Origin of the sequence: Shewanella cyperi (genome assembly GCF_017354985.1) — a bacterium.
Lineage (GTDB): Bacteria > Pseudomonadota > Gammaproteobacteria > Enterobacterales > Shewanellaceae > Shewanella > Shewanella cyperi.
The window spans coordinates 3,157,551-3,179,142 of sequence record NZ_CP071501.1 but is presented as its reverse complement, the minus strand read 5'-3'; the positions used below and the strand labels follow the sequence as shown (position 1 = coordinate 3,179,142).

At 57.9% G+C, this 21,592-nt stretch carries 17 protein-coding genes and 1 riboswitch; of the genes, 10 read left to right on the top strand and 7 right to left on the bottom strand.

Going from position 1 to position 21,592, the window contains the following annotated elements; genetic code table 11:
* Positions 1-41 precede the first annotated feature (41 nt).
* Positions 42-719, bottom strand: coding sequence for an AbiV family abortive infection protein (locus JYB84_RS13980; RefSeq protein WP_207320641.1), 678 nt, complete (start codon positions 717-719; stop codon positions 42-44).
* 711 nt (positions 720-1,430) lie between these two features.
* Positions 1,431-5,147, bottom strand: coding sequence for a methionine synthase (gene metH, locus JYB84_RS13975; RefSeq protein WP_207320640.1), 3,717 nt, complete (start codon positions 5,145-5,147; stop codon positions 1,431-1,433).
* 276 nt (positions 5,148-5,423) lie between these two features.
* Here metH and JYB84_RS13970 point away from each other — a divergent pair, with 276 nt between their 5' ends.
* From JYB84_RS13970 to cobO, 8 genes are all read left to right on the top strand, one after another.
* On the top strand, positions 5,424-6,092 hold the full coding sequence (locus tag JYB84_RS13970; protein WP_207320639.1) for a histidine phosphatase family protein: 669 nt from the start codon (positions 5,424-5,426) through the stop codon (positions 6,090-6,092).
* Positions 6,093-6,166: 74 nt separating this feature from the next.
* A riboswitch (cobalamin riboswitch) is annotated at positions 6,167-6,305 on the top strand.
* Positions 6,306-6,411: 106 nt separating this feature from the next.
* Complete coding sequence (locus JYB84_RS13965; protein ID WP_207320638.1) at positions 6,412-7,206, top strand: ABC transporter ATP-binding protein; 795 nt, start codon at positions 6,412-6,414, stop codon at positions 7,204-7,206.
* Positions 7,207-8,277 (top strand): FecCD family ABC transporter permease, encoded by a 1,071-nt coding sequence (locus JYB84_RS13960; RefSeq protein ID WP_207320637.1) that lies wholly within the window; start codon positions 7,207-7,209, stop codon positions 8,275-8,277.
* Positions 8,278-8,299: 22 nt separating this feature from the next.
* Positions 8,300-9,352, top strand: coding sequence for a nicotinate-nucleotide--dimethylbenzimidazole phosphoribosyltransferase (cobT, locus tag JYB84_RS13955; protein ID WP_207320636.1), 1,053 nt, complete (start codon positions 8,300-8,302; stop codon positions 9,350-9,352).
* A gap of 16 nt (positions 9,353-9,368) precedes the next feature.
* Entirely contained in the window at positions 9,369-10,151 is a 783-nt protein-coding gene (locus JYB84_RS13950; protein ID WP_207320635.1) for an adenosylcobinamide-GDP ribazoletransferase, read from the top strand.
* Positions 10,148-10,663: a bifunctional adenosylcobinamide kinase/adenosylcobinamide-phosphate guanylyltransferase gene (cobU, locus tag JYB84_RS13945; RefSeq protein WP_207320634.1), complete on the top strand. Its 516-nt coding sequence runs from the start codon at positions 10,148-10,150 to the stop codon at positions 10,661-10,663. The genes JYB84_RS13950 and cobU overlap by 4 nt, the downstream gene beginning before the upstream one ends.
* The gene (locus tag JYB84_RS13940) at positions 10,660-12,210 is read left to right on the top strand and encodes a cobyric acid synthase (RefSeq protein WP_228290787.1); all 1,551 of its coding nucleotides are present in this window, start codon (positions 10,660-10,662) and stop codon (positions 12,208-12,210) included. The genes cobU and JYB84_RS13940 overlap by 4 nt, the downstream gene beginning before the upstream one ends.
* 33 nt (positions 12,211-12,243) lie before the next feature.
* Positions 12,244-12,855, top strand: coding sequence for a cob(I)yrinic acid a,c-diamide adenosyltransferase (gene cobO / locus JYB84_RS13935; RefSeq protein WP_207320633.1), 612 nt, complete (start codon positions 12,244-12,246; stop codon positions 12,853-12,855).
* A 75-nt stretch (positions 12,856-12,930) separates the two neighbouring features.
* Here cobO and JYB84_RS13930 read toward each other — a convergent pair whose 3' ends face one another.
* From JYB84_RS13930 to JYB84_RS13920, 3 genes are all read right to left on the bottom strand, one after another.
* Positions 12,931-14,361, bottom strand: a complete 1,431-nt coding sequence (locus tag JYB84_RS13930; RefSeq protein WP_207320632.1) for an MFS transporter — start codon at positions 14,359-14,361, stop codon at positions 12,931-12,933.
* Positions 14,362-14,574: 213 nt separating this feature from the next.
* Positions 14,575-15,438 carry a hypothetical protein gene (locus JYB84_RS13925; RefSeq protein WP_228290786.1) on the bottom strand — a complete coding sequence of 288 codons (864 nt, stop codon included), beginning with the start codon at positions 15,436-15,438 and terminating at the stop codon, positions 14,575-14,577.
* Between the two features lie 550 nt (positions 15,439-15,988).
* Entirely contained in the window at positions 15,989-16,231 is a 243-nt protein-coding gene (locus JYB84_RS13920) for a hypothetical protein (protein WP_207320631.1), read from the bottom strand.
* Between the two features lie 162 nt (positions 16,232-16,393).
* Between JYB84_RS13920 and JYB84_RS13915 the strand changes: the two genes are divergently transcribed.
* Positions 16,394-18,088, top strand: a complete 1,695-nt coding sequence (locus JYB84_RS13915; protein WP_207320630.1) for a diguanylate cyclase — start codon at positions 16,394-16,396, stop codon at positions 18,086-18,088.
* A gap of 93 nt (positions 18,089-18,181) precedes the next feature.
* Here the strand turns inward: JYB84_RS13915 and pyrC are convergent, their stop codons facing one another.
* Entirely contained in the window at positions 18,182-19,210 is a 1,029-nt protein-coding gene (gene pyrC, locus JYB84_RS13910; protein ID WP_207320629.1) for a dihydroorotase, read from the bottom strand.
* Between the two features lie 245 nt (positions 19,211-19,455).
* Between pyrC and JYB84_RS13905 the strand changes: the two genes are divergently transcribed.
* Positions 19,456-20,289: a cobalamin-binding protein gene (locus JYB84_RS13905; protein ID WP_207323239.1), complete on the top strand. Its 834-nt coding sequence runs from the start codon at positions 19,456-19,458 to the stop codon at positions 20,287-20,289.
* A 289-nt stretch (positions 20,290-20,578) separates the two neighbouring features.
* On the opposite strand, the gene JYB84_RS13900 is transcribed toward JYB84_RS13905, so the two are convergent.
* Positions 20,579-21,385, bottom strand: coding sequence for an alpha/beta fold hydrolase (locus JYB84_RS13900; RefSeq protein ID WP_207320628.1), 807 nt, complete (start codon positions 21,383-21,385; stop codon positions 20,579-20,581).
* Between the last annotated feature and the right edge of the window lie 207 nt (positions 21,386-21,592).

The following is a 21,592-nucleotide window of genomic DNA, read 5'->3' as shown; positions in this document are numbered from 1 at the left end:
CTCAAAATGCCGAGCTTTGCGAATTTGTCTTAAACGCTTTGTTATAACTCATGTGCACCAATGAAATCAGAGAACTTTGTGGAATGTTCTTCAATCAAACCTTGTACCTGCATTTCAATAAACCAATCATTAAGAGCTTGCTTTTCAATGTTACTAGCACAACCCTTAACAGGTTTCATATGTTTTACCCATAGATCTACTTCTTTCTTTGAGTAAGTACGATCTCTGCATAAAATCCGAGCTATTTTTAGTATATCTGTAGCTGCACTTTCATCGATAACCTCATTGGGCACAGACCAATTTCTATTTCCGAGGCAATCTGTATAAAACCCAATTTGTTTTAAATCATCTAACATGACGGTAGCTTCCGAACCTCTTTCAAGCTGGTCAGTTAGACTATCCAGTGTATTTTTGCCACTCTGGACTAATGAGGGAAACATCCACATTACATTTTTATGTGTATGTGAACGATAAGATCTCCATGATTCTTTAACGTCTTCACCATCACGAGCTACAGATAACTCCCTAAGAATTGAAATTTTACCAGCTTCTTCGATTGCTAAAATTGCAATTGAGCACGCGGTTGGAAAACTACCAGCCTGAAACAAAAGCTCAGCATCTTTTAACAGTCTAACGGCATTCGCTGTAGCTACGTTCATCCCATGAGCTATCTGCTCTGAATTGAGCGTATTCTTCCATTGTTTCAAGTTTTTACTCACGATTTACCTCTGATGAGTTATAACATTTTATTATTGCGAGCTTGTAAGGTCAGTTACCTTACAAGCTATCCGACCTTACAGATTTTGTATAGCTCGAACAGTTGACCTTAACTGTTTGAGCTATATGCGTTAATGGATAGCCGCTGTGCCAGCGGCAGAAAGTCGTGGGTCTCCAACCCACACCCGGGCAAGGGGCTTTGCTCATCCAAAGCCCCTTGCAACCCAAAGGATGCCCCCAGCCGGAGCCGAAAACCCCTCGGGTTTATGGGCGAAACGGCCAACGCGACAGACTCGCGTCCTGCTCGACTGTCGCTACCTCGGCATCCTACCTCGGTTGTTGTCGTTTCTTGCCCAACACCCTCGGCGGCTCCGAAGGGGGAATCAGTGCAACAGTCCGGCATAGCGATATTTCTTTGAAATTTAGAACAGTTGTGCAATTGCTGGAGAGAAACACCAATAGACTAGCACTGCCGCACCAGTGACCATTGGCGACAGAGATGTCGCCGCTGAGCCTACAAGGATGTATTCACGGCGTGTCACTGGGGTGGCAGTGCTAAAGCGCACCGCAGGTGATTGGTTATCGAAGAGTTGGCAGCCGGTCTTCCTCTAATTGGCAACAGCGGGCTTTACAGTAAGGCCTTGGGCGCCAGCCCAAAAAACCAAAGCCGCTCAATGCGGCTTTTGTTTTTTGCTTCCGAAGAGTACTGACGATTACTCCGGATCGTAATCCAACACCGGGGCCAGCCACTTCTCGGTTTCGGCAACCGTCATGCCCTTGCGGCGGGCGTAGTCTTCCACCTGATCCTTGCCAATATTGGTCACGCCGAAGTAGCGGGACTGGGGGTTGGCAAAGTACCAGCCCGATACCGCCGCTGTGGGGTACATGGCGTAGCTTTCGGTGATCTTCAGATCTATACACTCATCGGGTTTGAGCAGCTCCCACAGCAGGCCTTTTTCTGTGTGATCGGGGCAGGCGGGGTAGCCGGGGGCGGGGCGTATGCCCTTGTACTTTTCCTTGATCAGCGCCTCGTTGTCGAGGTTCTCATCGGCGGCATAGCCCCAGAATTCCTTGCGTACCCGCTCGTGCATGCGTTCGGCGAAGGCTTCCGCCAGCCGGTCCGCCAGCACCTTGAGCATGATGGCGTTGTAGTCGTCGTGGTTGGCTTCGAAGCGCGCCAGGTGCTCATCTATACCGTGGCCGGCGCAGACCGCAAAGCCACCCATGTAGTCGGCGACGCCGCTGTCCTTGGGGGCAACAAAGTCTGACAGGCAGAAGTTGTGGTTGCCGACCCGCTCCAGCTGCATCCGCAGGTGGTGGGTGGTTTGCAGCACTTCGGTTCGGGACTCGTCGCTGTAGATTTCGATATCGTCGAAGTTGACCGTGTTGGCCGGGAACAGGCCTATGACCCCCTTGGCCGTCAGCCACTTGTCGCGGATTATGGTCGCCAGCATGGCCTTGGCATCGGCGAACAGCTTGCGTGCTTCGACGCCCACTACTTCGTCATCGAGAATGCGCGGGAAGTGACCGTGCAGTTCCCAGGCGCGGAAGAAGGGGGTCCAGTCGATGCGATCGACCAGATCCTCCAGCGGGTAGTCGTCAAACACCTGAATGCCGAGCTTATTGGGTTTAACCGGCGGATTGGCGGCCCAATCCTGCTGGCAGCGGTTGTCCCGCGCGGCTTCCAGGGAAACGATTTCCTTGCGCTTGGCCTGGGACAGACGCTTCTGGCGCATATTGTCATAGTCGGCGTATTCGGCGGCTATGGTGGCGGCGCGGGTCTCGGGGTTGATGAGCTTGGACACCATGGGCACGGCCCTGGAGGCATCGGCAATATAGATGGCGCCATGGGGGTAGTGGGGCGCAATCTTGACCGCGGTGTGGATCCTGGAGCAGGTGGCACCGCCGATGATGGCGGGCAGGCTCAGGCCCTCGCGCTCGAAGGCTTTGACGTTGTGCACCATCTCATCCAGGCTGGGGGTGATAAGGCCCGACATGCCGATAATGTCGACCCGCTCGCGCTTGGCCACCTCGATGATTTTTTCCACCGGCACCATGACCCCGAGGTCAATCACCTCGTAGCCGTTACAGGCCAGCACCACGCCGACTATGTTCTTGCCAATGTCGTGCACATCGCCTTTGACCGTCACCATCAGCACCTTGCCATTGCTCTGGCCCTCGACTTTTTCCGCCTCGATAAAGGGGTTGAGGTAGGCGACGGCCTTTTTCATCACCCGGGCGGACTTGACCACCTGGGGCAGGAACATCTTGCCGGCACCAAACAGATCGCCGACCACGTTCATGCCGTCCATCAGCGGCCCTTCGATCACATCCAGGGGACGACTGGCCTGCAATCGCGCCTCTTCGGTGTCGGTGTCGATAAATTCGGTAATGCCCTTCACCAGGGCGTGCTCCAGGCGCTTGTTCACCGGCCAGCTGCGCCACTCGAGATCTTCCTTCTTCTGGGCGCCGCCACCGTCACCGCGAAAGCGGTCGGCGATTTCCAGCAGCTGCTCGGTATTGCTGGAGCCCGGCACCTTGCAGGGCAGGTTCAGCACCACGGCCTCCACCCGCTCACGCAGCTCGGGGTCAATATCGTCGTAAATCGCCAGCTGACCGGCGTTCACTATGCCCATGTCCATGCCGGCCTTGATGGCGTGGTACAGGAACACCGCGTGAATGGCCTCGCGCACCGGGTTGTTGCCGCGGAACGAGAAGGACACGTTGGACACGCCGCCGGAAATCATCGCGTGTGGCAGCCTGGCCTTGATGTCCTCAATGGCGCCGATGAAGTCCACCGCGTAGTTGTCGTGCTCCTCGATGCCGGTGGCAATGGCGAAAATGTTGGGGTCGAAGATGATATCTTCCGGGGCAAAGCCCACCCGGTCCACCAGGATGCGGTAGGCGCGGCTGCAGATTTCCGTCTTGCGGGCGCGGGTATCGGCCTGGCCCTGCTCATCGAAGGCCATGATGATGGCGGCGGCGCCGTAGCGCTTCACCAAAGTGGCCTGCTCGATAAACTTTTCTTCCCCCTCCTTGAGGGAGATGGAGTTGACTATGCACTTGCCCTGAACACACTTGAGGCCGGCCTCGATCACCTCCCACTTGGAGGAGTCGATCATCACCGGCACCCGGCTGATGTCGGGCTCTGAGGCGATAAGGTTGAGGAATTTCTGCATGATCTCGACGCCGTCGAGCATGCCCTCATCCATGTTGATGTCGATGATCTGGGCGCCGTTTTCCACCTGCTCCCGGGCCACATCGAGGGCGGTTTCGAATTTGCCTTCCTTGATAAGCTTGAGGAATTTAGCCGAGCCTGTGACGTTGGTGCGCTCGCCCACGTTCACAAACAGGGAGCCGGCATCTATGGTCAGGGGCTCCAGGCCCGCCAGACGGCAGGCCACCGGCAGCTCCGGCAGGGGGCGGGGGGCGTGCTTGATTACGGCCTCGCGGATCACCCGGATATGCTCCGGGGTGGTGCCGCAGCAGCCGCCCACTATGTTAAGCATGCCGTCTTTGGCCCACTGGCCGATGATGTCGGCCATTTCTGCCGGGGTTTCATCGTAACCGCCGAACTCGTTTGGCAGACCGGCATTGGGGTGGGCCGAGACAAAGGTTTCGCTGATGCGGGCCAGCTCCTGCACATAGGGCCGCAGCTCCTTGGGGCCCAGGGCGCAGTTCAGGCCTATGCTGATGGGCTTGATATGGCGCAGCGAATTGTAAAAGGCTTCCGTGGTTTGGCCGGTCAGGGTGCGACCCGAGGCATCTGTGATGGTGCCCGAAATCATCACGGGCCAGCGCTGACCCAAATCGTCAAACACAGACTCGATGGCAAACAGTGCCGCCTTGGCGTTCAGGGTATCGAAAATGGTTTCCACCAGTATGATGTCGGCGCCGCCCTCCAACAGGGCTGTGGTGGACTCGCGGTAGGCCACTACCAAGTCATCAAAGTGAATGTTGCGGTAACCGGGATCGTTCACATCCGGGCTGATGGAACACGTGCGGTTGGTGGGGCCAAGCACCCCGGCCACAAAACGCGGGCTGCCGGTTTGGGTGGCCACTTCATCGGCCACCTCGCGGGCGATGCGGGCTCCGACCCGGTTGATTTCGGCGGCCAGACTTTCCATGCCATAGTCGGCCATGGCGATAGTGGTGGCGTTGAAGGTGTTGGTTTCTATGATGTCGGCGCCGGCCAGCAGGTAGTCGCGGTGGATCTGCCTGATGATCCCGGGCTGGGTCAGCACCAGCAGATCATTGTTGCCCTTGACGTCGCTGGGCCAGTCTTTGAAACGCTCACCCCGGTAGTCGGCTTCCTCCAGTGAGTGGCCCTGGATCATGGTACCCATGGCGCCATCGAGCAGCAAAATGCGCTCCTTGAGCAGTGCCCTGAGTTGAAGCTCCAAGTGGCCGGGTGTTGCGGAAGTCGCCATAACTGATACCTGTATACTGGGCCGCCGTTCGCAAACGTTCGCAAAAAACGCGGCTGAAATTTTGGACATATAAACGTATAGACGTCCATAATATGCGAAACCGACGCCCAAGGGCAAGGGCGCTGCAGGCATTAGCCGGCGTCGCCGCGCTTTAAGTCAAACTAAGCTCAAATCGATTTAAGCTCAAATCGATCTAAGCCCAAGTCTATGCCAGATTGGCCCACCTGGGCAGGCACAAACCCGCTGTCCTCTCCGGTGGAAAATAAAAGGAATGCCATGTCAGAGCCAATAGCCGAGAAACAGACCTTGTATTTATTGCGCCACGGCGAATGCGAGGGCGGCGCCATATTGCGCGGCCATAGCGACGTGGCCCTCACTGCCAAGGGTTGGCAGCAAATGCGCACCGCGGCGGCAAAAGTGCCAGAGGTAGCCGAGGTTATCAGCTCGCCCCTGCGCCGCTGCCGTGAATTTGCGAAGACGCATGCGGCCGAGCGCAGCCGCACCTTGACCCTGGACTGTGCCTGGCGGGAGCTGGGCTTTGGTGCCTGGGACGGTCAGCCCCTGGCCGAGCTGTGGCAACAGCAGGCCATGGGGGACTGGTGGCAGGATCCCTGGACCCACACTCCGCCCGGGGGCGAACCCTTGAAGGCGTTTGAAGCGCGCCTCGACGGGGCGCTGGGAACCTTGCTGGCACGCCGCCCCGGGACTGCCCTTATCGTCTGCCACGGCGGGGTGATCACCCATTTGCTGCGCCGCGCCCTGGGCCTGGGGCCCGAGGCCAGCTTTTACCGGCGCTTGCTGTTGCCGCCGGCGGCGCTGGTGCAGTTGGACTTTTATCCTCAAAGCGCTGCCTATAACAGCGGAGGCATCAGCCATGACAGCCAAAGCGGTAAGGGCGAGCTTGAAAACTGGTTGCCGTCGGTTAACTGGCCGTCGGGATTGTGATTTTTTCTAAACAGCCACAGGCGCGCCTTGCCAGTGTCAACAAAAGTCGGATAATGATCAGCTCGCGAAACAGCTGTGGCTGTCGATCTGCAGGTGCCGGGGACTTAGGTCAACCCGGCCGAACAGGGAACCGGGATAAGCCCGGACTGTGCCCGCAACTGTGTGAAGGCCATGCCTTCGAGTCAGGATACCTGCCTGTGGATTGTGTTTTTTGGTCTTAAACCCGGGCGGGTTACCCGGTGGAGCCTGAGTAAATGCTACCCTTTTTCGGCCCTCGTGGGTCAAGACTCTGTTTTCCTTGCCTTTTGAGAGGCGAGCGATGACGCCTGCGCTCAAGGTCGACGGCCTCTGTTGGCACCCCAAGGGCAATCGGGTGCTCGATGATGTCAGTTTTGAACTGGCGTCCGGGCAGATGCTGGGCCTTATCGGCCCCAATGGCGCCGGCAAATCCAGCCTGCTGCGCTGTCTCTACCGCTATCTCAGGCCCGACTCGGGGCTCATCTGTCTTGAGGGGCAAGACATCAGCCAGGTCTCAAGGCGCGACTTTGCCCGCAGCGTGGCCGTGGTGCAGCAGGACACGCCGCACTTTTTCGATCTCAGTACCCGGGCCCAGGTGGCCATGGGGCTCATTCCACACAAGGGTTGGTTCGAGCAGGACAGGGCCGCCGACGGCGAGCGGGTGGACGCGGCGTTGGCTCAGGTGGGACTCAGTGACAAGGCCGACACTCCCTTTGAGCAGCTGTCCGGCGGCGAGAAGCAGCGGGCGCTCATTGCCCGCGCCATAGTGCAGCGGCCTGGGCTGCTGCTGCTCGATGAACCCACCAACCATTTGGATGTGCGCTATCAGATCCAGATTTTGGAGTTGGTGCGCTCCCTTGGGATCAGCGTCATCTGCTCCATCCACGATCTCAACCTTGCCAGCGCCCTGTGTGACAGCCTGTTGCTGCTGGAGCGGGGCCGTACCGTTGCCTGGGGTACACCGGACGAGGTGCTGACCGAGGCCCGTCTTGCCGCCGTGTTCGGCGTCTGTTGCAGCGTCTCACCCCATCCCCAGCACGGCAAGCCGCAGCTGCAGTATTTTTACGGTTACCGCGACAAGGGGAGGCGCAACTAAATGCAAGGTTTCCTCAGGCTGCGCCTGGCCAAATGGCTGACCCGACCGCTGGGGCGGGAAGATTATCTGCTGCTGGCGCTGTTGCTGCTGGCCGTGGCAACGCCACTCGCCGCCAGCGCCTTTGGCGCCGCCAACATAGACTGGTTGCAGGTGGCGAGTGTCTACTGGCACAAGCTGCTGGGGCTGCCGCCGCCCCAGGATGTGCCCTTTGTGAACCAGCGGATTTTGCTGGAGCTGAGGCTGCCGCGGGTAATGCTGGCCTTTATCTGCGGTGCCGGTTTGGCCCTCTCCGGCTGGGTGCTGCAAACCGTGACCCGCAATCCGCTGGCGGACCCATTTCTGTTCGGCATCAGTTCCGGCGCGTCCCTCGGCGCCATTGTCGCCCTGACCGTTAGCAGTGCCCTCTTTGGCAGCTCCCTGCTGTGGCTGACCTTGCCCCTGGGGGCCTTTGTCGGCGCCACCCTGTCGGTGGCTCTGGTGCTGGCCCTGTGTGGCATTGGGCTGCAAAGCCAGGTGGAGCGTATGTTGCTCGCCGGGGTGGCCACCTCGTTTTTATTTGGCGCCATGGGCAGTTTGCTGCTGTATTTCTCCACCCCCGAGGCCACAGCTTCCGTGCTGTTCTGGACCCTGGGCAGCTTCGCCCGCGCCAATTGGACCATGTTGTGGCAGCCGCTGCTGGTGTTCTCCTTGTTTGGCCTGGCGCTGTTCGCCGGGCGGCGGAGGGTGCAGGCGTTGGCGGCGGGGGATGAGACGGCCCACGCCCTGGGGGTGGATGTGGCCCGGCTGCGGCTTGGCAGTTTGCTGGCCTGCTCGCTGATGACGGCCACCCTGGTGGCCAGTTGCGGCGGCATAGGCTTTGTTGGCTTGATGGTGCCGCATCTGGTGCGGCAGTTGTTTCCCGGCCGCACCCTATTGCTGCTCACTGCCTTGGTTGGGGGCCTGTTTATGGTGTGGGTCGATGTGCTGGCTCGCTGCCTGCTGCCGATGCAGGAGCTGCCGGTGGGCATCATCACGGCTGTCATCGGCAGCGGTTTCTTCCTGTTGCTGCTTTCACGGCGCAGGCAGGGTTAATTCAATTCGGACAGGATGCAAGATGTTTACTATCGAGGCGGTCAGCGACCAATTTGACCAGCAGATCCAGCAACGTATCGATGACAAGACCAAGCCCCTTGGGGCCCTGGGGCGGCTGGAGTCCCTGGCGCTGACCATTGCCAGGGTGCAGGGCAAGGAGACACTGGAGATAACCCGGCCCACCATGCTGGTGTTTGCCGGCGATCACGGTATTGCCGCCTCCGGGGTGTCCATTGCCCCGAGCGAAGTGACGGCGCAGATGCTGCTGAACTTTGCCCGTGGCGGCGCCGCCATCAATGTCTTTTGCCGCCAGCTGGGTTGGGAGCTGGAGCTGATTGATTGCGGTATTTTGCAGCCCCTGGAGGGACTGAAGCCCGGTGACGGCGGCAAGGAGATAGTCAACTGCCGTCTGGGGGCGGGCACCAATCCCATACATCGGCAGGCGGCCATGACCCTGGGCGCCGTGCATCAGGGCTTTGAGCTGGCCAAGGGGCGGGTGGTTCATCACCACAGCCTGGGTTGCAACCTGCTGGGGCTGGGGGACATGGGCATAGGCAACAGCAGCAGCGCCGCGGCCTTGATGGCCGCCATGCTGGGGTTGGAGGCCGGTGATTGTGTCGGCCGCGGCACCGGCATAGATGCCGCCACCCTCAAGCGCAAAACCATGCTGGTGGAGCAGGCTTTGGTACAGCATCACGATGAGCTGACCGATACCTATAATAAACTGGCCTGCCTTGGCGGCTTTGAGATAGTGCAGATGACAGGCGCCATCCTGGCGGCGGCCGAGCTGCGCATGCTGGTGCTGATCGACGGCTTTATTGCCACCGCCGCGGCCCTGTGCGCCGTGGATCTGATGCCCGCCTGTCGCGATTACCTGGTGTTTGCCCATGCGTCGGCGGAGCGTGGCCATCAACGGATGCTGCAACATCTCAAGGCCGAGCCGCTGCTGGATCTTGGCATGCGCCTGGGGGAAGGCTCAGGGGCCGCGTTGGCGCTGCCTCTGGTGCAGGCGGCGGTGAATTTCTATAACGATATGGCCAGCTTTGCCGAGGCCGGTGTCAACAAGGTGGTTTAGGAGCGCGTTATCTATCATGGGCGGATTCAAGCAAGAGCTGGAGTTGTTCCTTATTGCCGTGAGTTTCTTTACCCGCATTCCGGTGCCGCTGCGGCTGGAGATGAGCCCGGAGCGGCTTAACCGTGCCAGTCGCTATTTCGGCTTGGTGGGCACCCTGGTGGGCCTGGTGTCGGCGGCGGTGTTCTACCTGGTGCAATGGCTGCTGCCTGCCTCGGTGGCGGTGATATTGGCCATGTTGACCTCTGTGCTGCTGACCGGCGGCTTCCACGAAGATGGTCTGGCGGACACCGCCGATGGTTTCGGTGGCGGCTGGAGCGCCGAAGAAAAGCTGCAAATTATGAAGGACAGCCGCATCGGCAGTTACGGCGCCATGGCTTTGGTGCTGGCGCTGCTGCTGAAGTTCCAGCTGCTGGCGGAACTGGCGCTCTATTCCCCCGCCAGCGCCGCCTCGGCCCTGGTCTTGGGCCATACCCTCAGCCGGGTGATGGCCGCCAGTATCATTATCAGCCAGCCCTATGTGCGCCTGGGGGAGGACAGCAAGTCCAAGCCCCTGGCGGAAAACATGCACTGGGATGAACTCCTGGTGCTGCTGCTCTGTGGCTTTGTGCTCAGTCTGCTGCTAACCGGCGTCGGCGCCACCCTGGTGCTGGGGCTGGGACTCTGGCTGGGGCGCATGCTGAGTGTGTACCTGTTCAAGCGTCAGATAGGCGGCTACACGGGGGATACCCTGGGCGCCGCCCAGCAGGCGCTGGAGCTGTGGGTCTACATCATGTTGCTGTGGCTCTGGAGCCAGACGTGATAGGTCTTATCCTCGGCGGGGCCCGCAGCGGCAAGAGCCGCTATGCCGAGCAGTTGCTCGCCGGTCGCGCCGCCGTGTATTTGGCGACCGCCACCGCCGGCGATGCGGAAATGGCCGAGCGCATTGCCCGTCACAAGCTCGACAGGGCCGGCGGGCAGTGGCAGTTGTTGGAAGAACCTTTGAATGTCGTCGCCGCCCTGGATAAGCTCTCGGGCCGTGGCACTCCTGTGCTGCTGGACTGCCTGACGTTGTGGCTCACCAATGTGTTGCTGGATGAGGGCCGCGATGCGGAGCTTGAGTGCCGCGAATTGGTGGCCGCGCTCAAGCGCTTCGATGGCGAGCTGCTGCTGATAAGCAACGAGGTGGGTTCGGGCATAGTGCCTTTGGGACAGCTGAGCCGGGATTTCGTCGACAGAGCCGGTTGGCTGAATCAGGCCATAGCGGCTGTGGCGGACAAGGTGGTTCTGGTGGTGGCAGGTTTGCCGCTGCCGCTCAAGGGAGAAGCCCTATGAGCTTCAACATCAATCCAAACTGCCACGTGCTGATGGTGCAGGGCACCACCTCCGATGCCGGCAAGAGCACCCTGGTGGCGGGCCTTTGCCGCCTGCTCTGGCGCCGTGGCGTGAAGGTGGCGCCCTTTAAACCTCAAAACATGGCCCTTAACAGCGCTGTGACCGTCGATGGCGGCGAGATAGGCCGTGCCCAGGCACTGCAGGCCATGGCCTCTGGCCTGGCGCCACACACGGATTTCAATCCAATACTGCTCAAACCCAGCAGCAACAGCCGTGCCCAGGTGATAGTGCAGGGCAAGGCCCTGACCGAGCTGGAAGCCGCCGCCTTTTTCGGCCCGGCCGCTGCCCATTACAAGGGACTGGCCATGGAAGCTGTGCTGGACTCCTTCTCCCGACTGCAAGGGGAATATGCTGCGTTGGTGGTGGAAGGGGCCGGCAGTCCGGCGGAAATCAATCTGCGGGCCAACGACATAGCCAACATGGGGTTTGCCGAGGCAGTGGACTGCCCGGTGATACTGATTGCCGATATCGACAGAGGTGGCGTTTTTGCCCATCTGGTGGGCACCCTGGCGCTCTTGTCAGACTCGGAACGTGAACGGGTCAAAGGACTGGTGATCAACCGTTTTCGCGGCGACCTGTCGCTGCTTGCCCCCGGGATTGACTGGCTGGAGCAGCACACCGGCAAACCCGTGCTGGGGGTGCTGCCCTATATCGAAGATCTGCAACTGGATGCCGAGGACGCGCTGCCCCAAAACTTAAATCCAAACGAGTGCCAGCCAGAGGCAAGGGTTGGCCTGAGAGTCGGCATCCTGGTCTATCCCAGAATAAGCAACCATACGGATTTCGATCCCCTGTTGCAGCACCCGGCGCTGGAATGCCAATTCCTGGCCATCAACAAGCTGGAAGTGGAAGACTTGCGGGGTTTTGACCTGCTGATCTTGCCCGGCAGCAAGAATGTGCGCGCCGATCTGGAGCTGCTGCGCAGTCGCGGCATGGATAAAGCCATAGCCAGGCATCTGAGGTACGGCGGCAAGCTTATCGGCATTTGTGGTGGCTACCAGATGCTGGGGCTGGAGCTGGATGACCCCCTCGGAGTCGAGCACGACGCTGGCGCCTGTGAGGGGCTGGGCTTGTTGCCGCTTATCACTGAATTTAAACGCGACAAGACCCTGCTTAACGTCAGCGGTGAACTGCGACTTTCTGGACAAATTGCGGCCATTCAGGGCTACGAGATTCACTGTGGCCAGAGCCAGCTGTTGACCCAGGGCCCGCGGCCCTTATCCCTTTGTGACAGCGACGGAACGCCCTCACCGGATGGCGGCTGCCTGAGCCAGGATGGCGCTATCTTTGGCACCTATCTCCATGGCCTGTTCGACAGTCCAGAGGCCTGTGATTTATTGCTGGCCTGGGCCGGGCTCTGCGAGCAGGGAAAGGCGGTGGATCTTGCCGCCCGCCGCGAGGCCGAGCTGGAGCGCCTGGCGGATGTGTGCGAGCAGCATCTGGATCTGCAGCGCCTGGCGACCTTGCTGCCCTTGGCACTAAATTGAAGACAAGTTGAACATAAGCAAACAGAGACAAGCATGACTATTAACACTGAGCAGCGCCAACAACAGCGCCACAGGGAAAGGCAGCAGAAGGTCAAGGAGGCGGTGGATGCCAAAGTGGCGGCCGCCACCGAGGAGCGCGGTGTGCTTATGGTGCTGACCGGCAATGGCAAGGGCAAGAGCACAGCAGGTTTTGGCACAGTGGCCCGGGCCGTCGGCCATGGCAAGCAAGCCGCCGTGGTGCAGTTTATCAAGGGCAACTGGGACTGCGGTGAGCGTAAACTGCTGGAGGCCAACGGTGTCCCCTTTGAGGTGATGGCCACAGGTTTTACCTGGGAAACCCAGGACAGGGAGGCCGACACAGCTGCGGCGCTCAAGGCCTGGGAAGCAGCCGAGCGTTGGCTTGCCGATCCCTCCATCGACCTTGTGTTGCTCGACGAACTGACCTACATGGTCAGCTATCACTACCTGGAGCTGGAGCGGGTACTGAGCGCTTTGCGGCAGCGTCCTTTGCATCAACACGTGATCATCACAGGCCGAAATTGCCATCGGCAACTGATTGAGCTGGCCGATACCGTCACCGAGCTGGAGTGCGTTAAACACGCCTTTGAGGCCGGGGTCAAGGCGCAGCCGGGCTTTGATTTCTGACGCTGCCCGTAACGGCAGCCTACAATCGCAATAAAAAAGGAGCCCAGGGCTCCTTTTTTATTCTCAACTTAAAACTTAACCCACGGCGAGGGTGCCTTCGGCTTCGGCCTCTTTACGGGCATCCAGGCGGGCTATCACCTTGCCATAGATCACCAGGGAGATGGCTGACAGCAGGGCGATGGCGGCGAATACGTACCAGATGTAGTGGGCATTGGCGGACGCCGCCTGCCACTCGGCCGCGGTGGCGAATTTCTTCGGATCCGGGCAGTAGGCGCTCAGCAGGTAGCCGGACAGGCCAAAACCCACCAGGGAGCTGATGAAGGAATGCAGGTGCGAGAAGCCAAGGTACAGGCCTTCCTCACCCTTGGGCGCCTGCAGCGAGAAGAACTCCAGGAAGCGCGGTGAAATAAAGGACTCCGCCAGACCCTGGAACACAATGCCGAGGATCATCATCACAGCCACCGGGTGCATCTGCACAAAGCCCAGGTCGATATTATTGCCATCGAGCATATTGCCCGATGCCATCAACAGCGCCGACACCGGCATGATGAACATACCGACAGTCATGGAAAACAGCGAGCTGCGGTGCTTCATCATCGAGGTCACCAGGCCCACTGTCAGTACCACCACCAGTGGATTCACGTTGGCGTACCAGGAAGGAGAGGCGCCTTCACCGGCCATACGCAGCACATATTTGGGCATGGTGGCATAGAGCTGGTGTTGCACCATCCAGAAACCTGTGATGATCAGGATCAGGATGAACAGGCGGGCATTGGTCACCACCTTGACCAGTGCCTGCCAGATCTCGGCCACGGACTTGCTGTCCTGACGGCGCTCGGCATTTTTGTAGAACAGGTAAATACAGAAAAAGGCGATAGCCGTCATGGCGGCGGCAAAGTAGTTGAGGTTCACCAGACCCAGATCGCCCATGGATTCCCGCAGCGGTTTCACCACGGTTTTACCTGAGAAGGAGCCTATGTTGACCATCATGTAAAAGATGGAGAAGCCCTTGGCGCGGTTGGATTCACTGGTTTCGCAGGCCACAGTGCCGGTGATCACCGCCTTGATAAAGGAGCCGCCAATCATGATGACCACCATGATAGGGATAATGGCCCAGCGGATATCCGCCGTATCCAAGCCCTTGAATACCACTTCGCGGCCATACTCCACCAGGCCGTGGCTTTCCAACAGCGCCGGGAATATGGCCAGGCCGGCGTAGCCTATGGTCAGCAGGCCAAAGGCCAGCAGCAGGGCGCTGCGAAAACCTATCTTGTCGGCCAGGGCGCCCGAAAAGGTCGGCAGAAAATACAGACCGGCGGAAAAGCTGCCCGCCAGCCAGGCGGCTTCTATGTCATCAAAGCCGAGGATGCGCGACAGATACAGGGTGATCACCACGAACACACCGTAGTAGGCGGCGCGTTCCAGCAGTTCGACCGTGTTGGCAATCCAGAATGCCCGGGAAAAACCCTTGGGGGCCTTGTCTGTCGTATTGGAGAGAGTGCTCATTGTTGCTCCTGTCATCGCCATGGTATTCGCGCTTCTCCCCCAAGAAGGCGGATAAGTCATGACTGTTTTTTTGGGATCTTTGTTCATCGGCATGCCAATGTCTGGATGGCAGACTAACAAAAAGCGTTGGGCAAAGGAAATGCAGGCTGGGCAGACCAGCGTCGGGGCCAAAGAAAAAGGGGCTTGCGCCCCTTTCATTTACTTGTGGCCATATCAGGCCTTGGTCTTTTTGCTGTCGACCTTTTTCTTGGGTTCAGCCTTGGCCTTCAATTCTACGGCGTCTTTGGGCAGGGAATAAATGGCCCCCACGGTACGGATATTCACCCTGTCTGCGTCGGCCGCCAGTTGATCGCCGACCATTTCAAATTTGAACCTGGGGCTGACAAAGTCAGAGATAAAGGTGATGGCCTGCTCTGTTTTTATGCCGCCTTGGCGTTCAGCAAGGAAGAGTTGCACCAGTTCATCAAAGCCCTGGGTCAGGGCTTGCTGCAAGCTGGCGTGCTCGGCTTCGGAAATGCCGTCGGCCATGTCGGCCTTGGCCATTTTAAGCCCTGTTTGGTACATATACTTGCCAACCCAGTTGCTCTTTTGGCCCGGATGGGTTTCCACTATCAGGGCTGTGCCTATCAGCAGCTGTTCTTCATCCGTCTTGGTGACATAGATGTAAGGGCTCAGGGACAGGGCCTGGGGATCAGTGTCAGTCAGGGTTTGTCCCTGCCCTTGTACCGCCTGGGTAAAGAGCGTTTTGGGATCAAAGTCCAGCTTGCCTTTGAGCAGTTTCACATCTTCTTCCGTTGCCGAACTGATGGCGGCGGCATTGGCTGCAACGCCGAGGGGGCCAAATAGCAGTCCCACTGTCATGCCACCACCACCGAAGTTTTGCTGGTACAAAATGTCCTGGGCATCGTTGAGGTGCATCAGGGTGCCTGCGGTTTGAGACAACAGCTCGGAATGAGCCAATTTAATTGAGGTGACATTGGACTCCACAGGTGGTGGCATTTGGTATTGCACCGTGGCACAGCCACCGAGCAAGCTGCCAATTAATGTGGCCATTAATAGATTTGTTTTCAATTTCATTGCCTAATCCTTTATTGCATCAGTGTTATTACATCAGTGTTATTGCCAAGGGCCATGGATTCTGGCCAATTCACTTTCTGTCATGACATCTTGGCTCTGTATTAATGGCTGCTTGGGCCTGAATTGTTGTTGCTCTTGGTAAATCAATTTAAATCAAGGTGTTGTTATTTTTAGTCAGCCCATGTCTGTATGTTCAGGGCTATTTCAGCCTTGCCTGTGGTTAACCAAACAGGGTTTCAATAATTACCGTATATTGTTTTAATAATTGCGGGTTATTTGAACAAACCGCCCCAATGTAGCTAATGGCAATATTCAAATGCAATAGGAATGTAAATTATTTTTGCAACTTTAGTTGCATGGGTTTGATGGTTATTTTTACCGGTTGAAATACGTTATTTAAGTGTCTGTTTTTACAACGTCGAATATTCAGGAAAAAATAAAAAAAGAGCCGCGGGCAATAAGGCCTGCGGCTGTAAAAGGCAGTGGTTTAGTGAGAGCGTCGTGAACTACGACGATTTACAATCCCGTGGTTACAAGCACGGGGTTGGCCTTACTCCTGTTCGGATTCGGCCGGGTTATGGGTTTGCACTTGCTGCTCGCCCTGTTCTTGCTTGGTTTCGGGTTTGGCGTCTTGATTTTGTCCGCCACATGCTCCGCAACAACTCATTTCTGCTTCCTCGGGTTTGGATAACTGAGCGGATAATACCTGAGTAAAATGCTCAAATATTTGATCTCGATCATACTTGAGTAATTTGCTCGGATATTTGTGGTGCGTTGGTTGCGGCGCAGCCAAGGGGCTGGTCCTGACTCTGCTGCTCAATCGCACAGCTAACAACCTATGGATACGGGCTTTAGTGTGGTAAAACTGGCCAAGGGCCGCTACAGTAAACAGAAAGCCAGGGACAGCATCAGCGGATCCGGGATCCTTAATAATAATTAGAGCTGCTCTCTAGCCATGAAATCCATATTTTTCAGTTGTATATTATTCCCTCTATGGCTGGTGTTTGCCGGTAACGCCAACGCAGAAATACAGGGGCAAGCTTTGGTGGCAGAACTGGCTGCCGAACGTCTGAGCCTGGATCCCTATCTGAGCCTGCTGGAAGACCCCCAGGGTGAGTTGAGCTTTGAGCAGGTACAACGCCTCGCCGCCGAAGGACAATTTTCCCCCCTGGGGAATCGCTCGCCCAACTTCGGTTTCAGCAAGTCGGCCTGGTGGGTGCAGTTAACCCTGCATAATTCCGGTCGCAAGCAGCAGGACTGGTATCTGCGCCAGGACTATCCGCTGATTGATTTTCTTGACCTGTGGCAACCCCAAGAGCAAGGATGGCTGGTGACCTCCACCGGCGACAGACGCCCCTTCCACAGTCGGCCGCTGGATAACCGCACCTTTGTGTTTCCACTGACCCTGGCCCCGGGTGAGACTAAAACCCTATTCCTGCGGTTCCAGACCCAGGGCTCGCTGAATATCGGTCTGGAGGCACTTTCCGCCGAGGGCCTGGTCAGCCAGGTGGGCCATGAATACCTGTTTATGGGCATTTACTACGGCGGCTTTGCGGTGCTGCTGGTCTATAACCTGATCCTCTTTATGACTGTGCGTGAGCGGGCCTTTATCTTTTACGTGCTCTATGTGTTCAGCTATGGCCTCTACATGTCGGTGCACAATGGGCTGAGCTTCCAGTTTCTGTGGCCCGATAACAGCTGGTTGGCCAACAAGAGTTTGCTGTTGTTGCTGGCATTGTCACTGTTTGGCGCCCTGCGTTTTACCCGGGAGATCCTGGGTTCGGCCCAGTTGCTGCCACGGGCCGATCGCCTCACCGCCATCATGGAGTGGGTGGCTGTGATTGCCCTGTTGCTGAGTCCGGTACTCAGCTATCACCTGGTGATAGTGCCTTTGTCGCTGCTGACCACGCTTTTGTGTGTGCAGCTGTTTGTCATGGGCGTGATGGCCCTGATGCGTGGTTCGCGTCCGGCGCGCTATTTTCTGGTGGCGTTCTCGGCACTCTTGCTCGGGGCCTTTACCTATATGCTCAAGAGTTTTGGCCTCTTGCCCCACAATGAATTTACCCAGAACGCGTTCCAGATAGGTTCTCTGGTGGAAATGGTACTGCTGAGTCTGGCCCTTGGCAGCCGTATGGGCGATATCAAGCGCCGCAACCATATAGACGTGCTGACCGGGCTCTATAACCGGCGTTTCTTTGATGAACAGTTACCACTGGAATTCCAGAAGGCCCAGCGCCGCTCCCAGCCTTTGTCGCTGCTGGTGCTGGACATAGACAAGTTCAAGGCATTCAATGACAGCCGCGGTCATACCCAGGGCGACAAGGCGCTGCGGGCAGTGGCCAGGGTGCTGGCATCGGCGATTCGCAAGCCGGGCCTCGCCTGTCGTTATGGTGGTGAGGAGTTTGCGCTGATCCTGCCGGAAACCGGCTCAGGCGATGCGGCCGTGCTGGCCGAGCGCATCCGCGCCCGGGTGGCGGAAGAAACCGCCGGGCGCTTCGATCTCAGCGTCAGCATAGGTCACGCGACCCTGGGTGAAGGCAGCTTTGCCAGCGGTTATGGGCTGTTTGATGCGGCGGATGCGGCCCTGTACCAGGCCAAGGCGGCGGGCCGTAATTGCGTGCTGGCCTTCTCGGGCACCACTATTCCCTGACTGTCCGCATACAGATTGAAAGGGCGGGAATAATCCGGCCAACAAAAACGCCGCCCAAGGGGCGGCGTTTTATTTTGGCGGCTACTGCTGCTGTCAGTCCTGCAATTGCCAGTGGATCTGCTCACCGGCACGGATGGGCACCACACCGGCGCCGCCCAGTGGATAGGACTCGGGCACCTGCCAGCTGCGCTTCACCAGGGTGATCTTATCGCCGTTGCGTGGCAAGCCGTAGAAGTCAGGACCGTGGAAGCTGGCAAAGGCTTCCAGCTTGTCCAAAGCGCCGGCGGCCTCGAAGGACTCGGCATAGAGTTCAATGGCGGCGTGGGCCGTGTAGGAACCGGCGCAGCCACAGGCGGCTTCCTTCTTGTCCTTGGCGTGTGGCGCTGAGTCCGTGCCGAGGAAGAACTTGGGGTTGCCACTGGTGGCGGCCTGGATCAGCGCCTGCTGGTGGGTATTGCGCTTGAGGATCGGCAGGCAATAAAAATGCGGGCGTATGCCGCCGGCCAGCATGTGGTTGCGGTTGTACAGCAGGTGATGGGCCGTGATGGTGGCGGCCACCTTGTCCGATGCGGCCATCACAAAGTCCACCGCATCCTTGGTGGTGATGTGTTCCAGCACAATCTTGAGCTCGGGGAAGTCGGCCACGACCTTGCTGAGGATATTCTCGATAAAGATGCGTTCCCGATCGAAAATGTCGATGGCGGAATCCGTCACTTCACCATGAACCAGCAGCAACATGCCTTCTTCCTGCATGGCCTGCAGCGCGCCATAGATGTTCTTCACATCGGTCACGCCGGAATCCGAGTTGGTGGTGGCGCCGGCGGGGTAGAGCTTGGCGGCAACGATTTTTCCCGTGGCCTTGGCGGCGCGGATTTCCTCGGCGCTGGTCTTGTCCGTCAGATACAACACCATCAGCGGTTCAAAGGCCGTGGTGCTGTGGGACTTGATGCGTTGGTAATAACCCAGGGCCTGCTCGGTATTGGTCACAGGCGGTACCAGGTTGGGCATGACTATGGCGCGGCCCATATAGCGACCGGCGTCGCGGACCGTATCGGCAAGGGCGTCGCCATCGCGCAGGTGAATATGCCAATCATCGGGACGGGTAAGAGTAATAGTGGTCATTATGGGGTTCCGTTGCAGGGTTTGGGGGATCTTATGTGTCCCGGCCCTTGCTGTAAAGGGGCCCGGGGACGCTGTTTGTCGCCGTTTTGCCATACAGGGCTGACACTGTTGGGCTTTGCCCGGCCGTGGCATTGGGCTATGCTCGGCGCTATTGCCAAGGGGGAGACTTTGCGGCCCCATAATCCGATAAGGACATTGTCTTGAAATTACTGTCTATTTGCGCCGCTTTGGGCTTGAGCCTTTACCTGCTGACGGGAAGGGCCATCGCGCTCGACCTTGCTATCGACAGCAAAACAAAGGAGCCGGCCAATGGTGCGCAGCGGATCATTGCCCTGTCGCCACACGCGGTGGAATTGCTGTTTGCCATAGGTGCCGGCGACAGGATAGTGGCCACCACGGACTACGCCGACTATCCGGAGGCGGCCAAGCAAATCCCCAGAATTGGCGGTTATTACGGTATCCAGCTGGAGCGGGTACTGGAGCTTAAGCCGGATCTGATAGTGACCTGGTCCGGTGGCAACCGTGCCGAGGATATTGCCCGCCTGGAAGAACTTGGTCTGCCGCTGTTTGCCAGCGAACCCAAGGCCTTGGCAGACGTTGCCGATGAGCTGGAGGCATTGGGCAGACTCACGGGGTTGGAAGCCAGGGCCACGGCCCAGGCGGTCCAGTATCGCGACCGTCTGGAGCATTTGCGCCTGGACAACAAAGACAAGGCCAAGGTGAAGGTCTTCTATCAGCTTTGGTCCGAACCCCTGATGACAGTGGCCAGTGGCAGCTGGGTGGCGCAAATTCTGGAAGTCTGCGGCGCCGACAATGTGTTCGCCAATGCCAAGGGTGAGTATCCCCAGGTCAGCCTGGAGGCCGTGCTGCAAACGGCGCCCGAGGTCATTATTCAAACCGGGGATGCGGGCAATGTGCAGTTGCTGGACTGGAGCCGCTGGCCCGAAGTGCCGGCGGTGGCCAGGGACAGGATTTATCAGCTTAATGCGGATCTGTTGCACAGGGCGGGGCCGAGGACAATTGAGGGAATTGCCCAGGTTTGCACCACCCTCGACCAGGCCCGCTCATCTGCTTTGTGAATGGCGGAATTGCTTCATTGTCTGCGTCTCGCCACCCCATCACATACTGATGTATGCTCAGGGGCCGGCTCAACTTGACGGCTTCGCACTGCCACCATTCACTGTGCAGCTAAATGTGAGTTGGAATTGCTTCACTTGCTTTCATTTCATCAATGCTCAGCGGCTTTGTCCTGGCCCGGATCGGATTGCGGGCCAGGATGTCAGTTGAAGTGCAGCTGAATACCTGGGTTACAGGCTTGCTTGCACTACCAAATTGTTTTCAACATTTCCTGGACAAAAAGCCTGTTACTTAGTGTTTGATCCGACTTAGCAATTCTGCGGCTTCGGCCACCACCAGCTCGGGTTCTTCGAATTGGGTGTAGTGGTAGCTTTTGTCGGTCAGCACGGCTTTGCCCTGGGGGAAGGCTTTGGCCCAGTCGCTGTGGAGCTTGCCCCATTTTTCCCTACCGGCATCGCTGAAAAACAGCACCGGTGGATTGTCATATTTCTTGATGGAGGCTATCACTGTCACCGGGATATCCGGGATTTGTGGATAGTCGGGCAGGGGGCGTTTGGCCCAGAAATCCAGATACTGGTTCGACATACCATTTTGCAAATCGTCCATTTGTACCTGGGCAATTTCCTTTTGCGCCTTGGCCAGGTCTATTTCGCCCATGATGTCGACATCATGCTCGGATGCCGGCTCCACCAGCATCAGGGCCGCGACTTTTTGTGGATAAGTTGCGGCAAAGGTGCGGGCGATATAGGCGCCGTAGGAATGGGCCATGTAGACCACGGGTTCTTTAATCTTCAGGTTGTCCAACAGCAGCATGGCCTCTTCGGCATACTCTTCGCTGCTGTAGTTCTTGCGCAGCTTGGTCGAATTGCCGTTGCCAATGCGGGAGTAGCGAATGACCTTGGCATGTTGGGTTAATTGCTGGTAAACGGGATCCCAATCCGACATCCCGGCGGAGCCGCCGGCTTCCAGAAAGATGGTGTGCTCTCCCTGACCCGAGATTTCATATTCCACCTCGTAGCCCTTGATTTTCACCATGGCGGGAGTCGCCAAGGCGCTGAGGGGGAAAACCAACAGCAAAGATAACCAGCGAAATTTCATCTGCTACTCCTGTAACTCATCCGTGTGCGCAGCTGTGTTCAGGCTGGCCGTATCTTTGGTATTAGCCGGCCGGCAGAGATATCCGTGCTTGCTGCTGTTGAAAATGCAAAGGGAAAATACAGATATTCAATTGCTTATACAAGAAAGGTCTGGGGAGAGCCTTAGTCCCGGGCGGAAACAGTGCCTTCCGCCCAGGTGAAGCTGTGT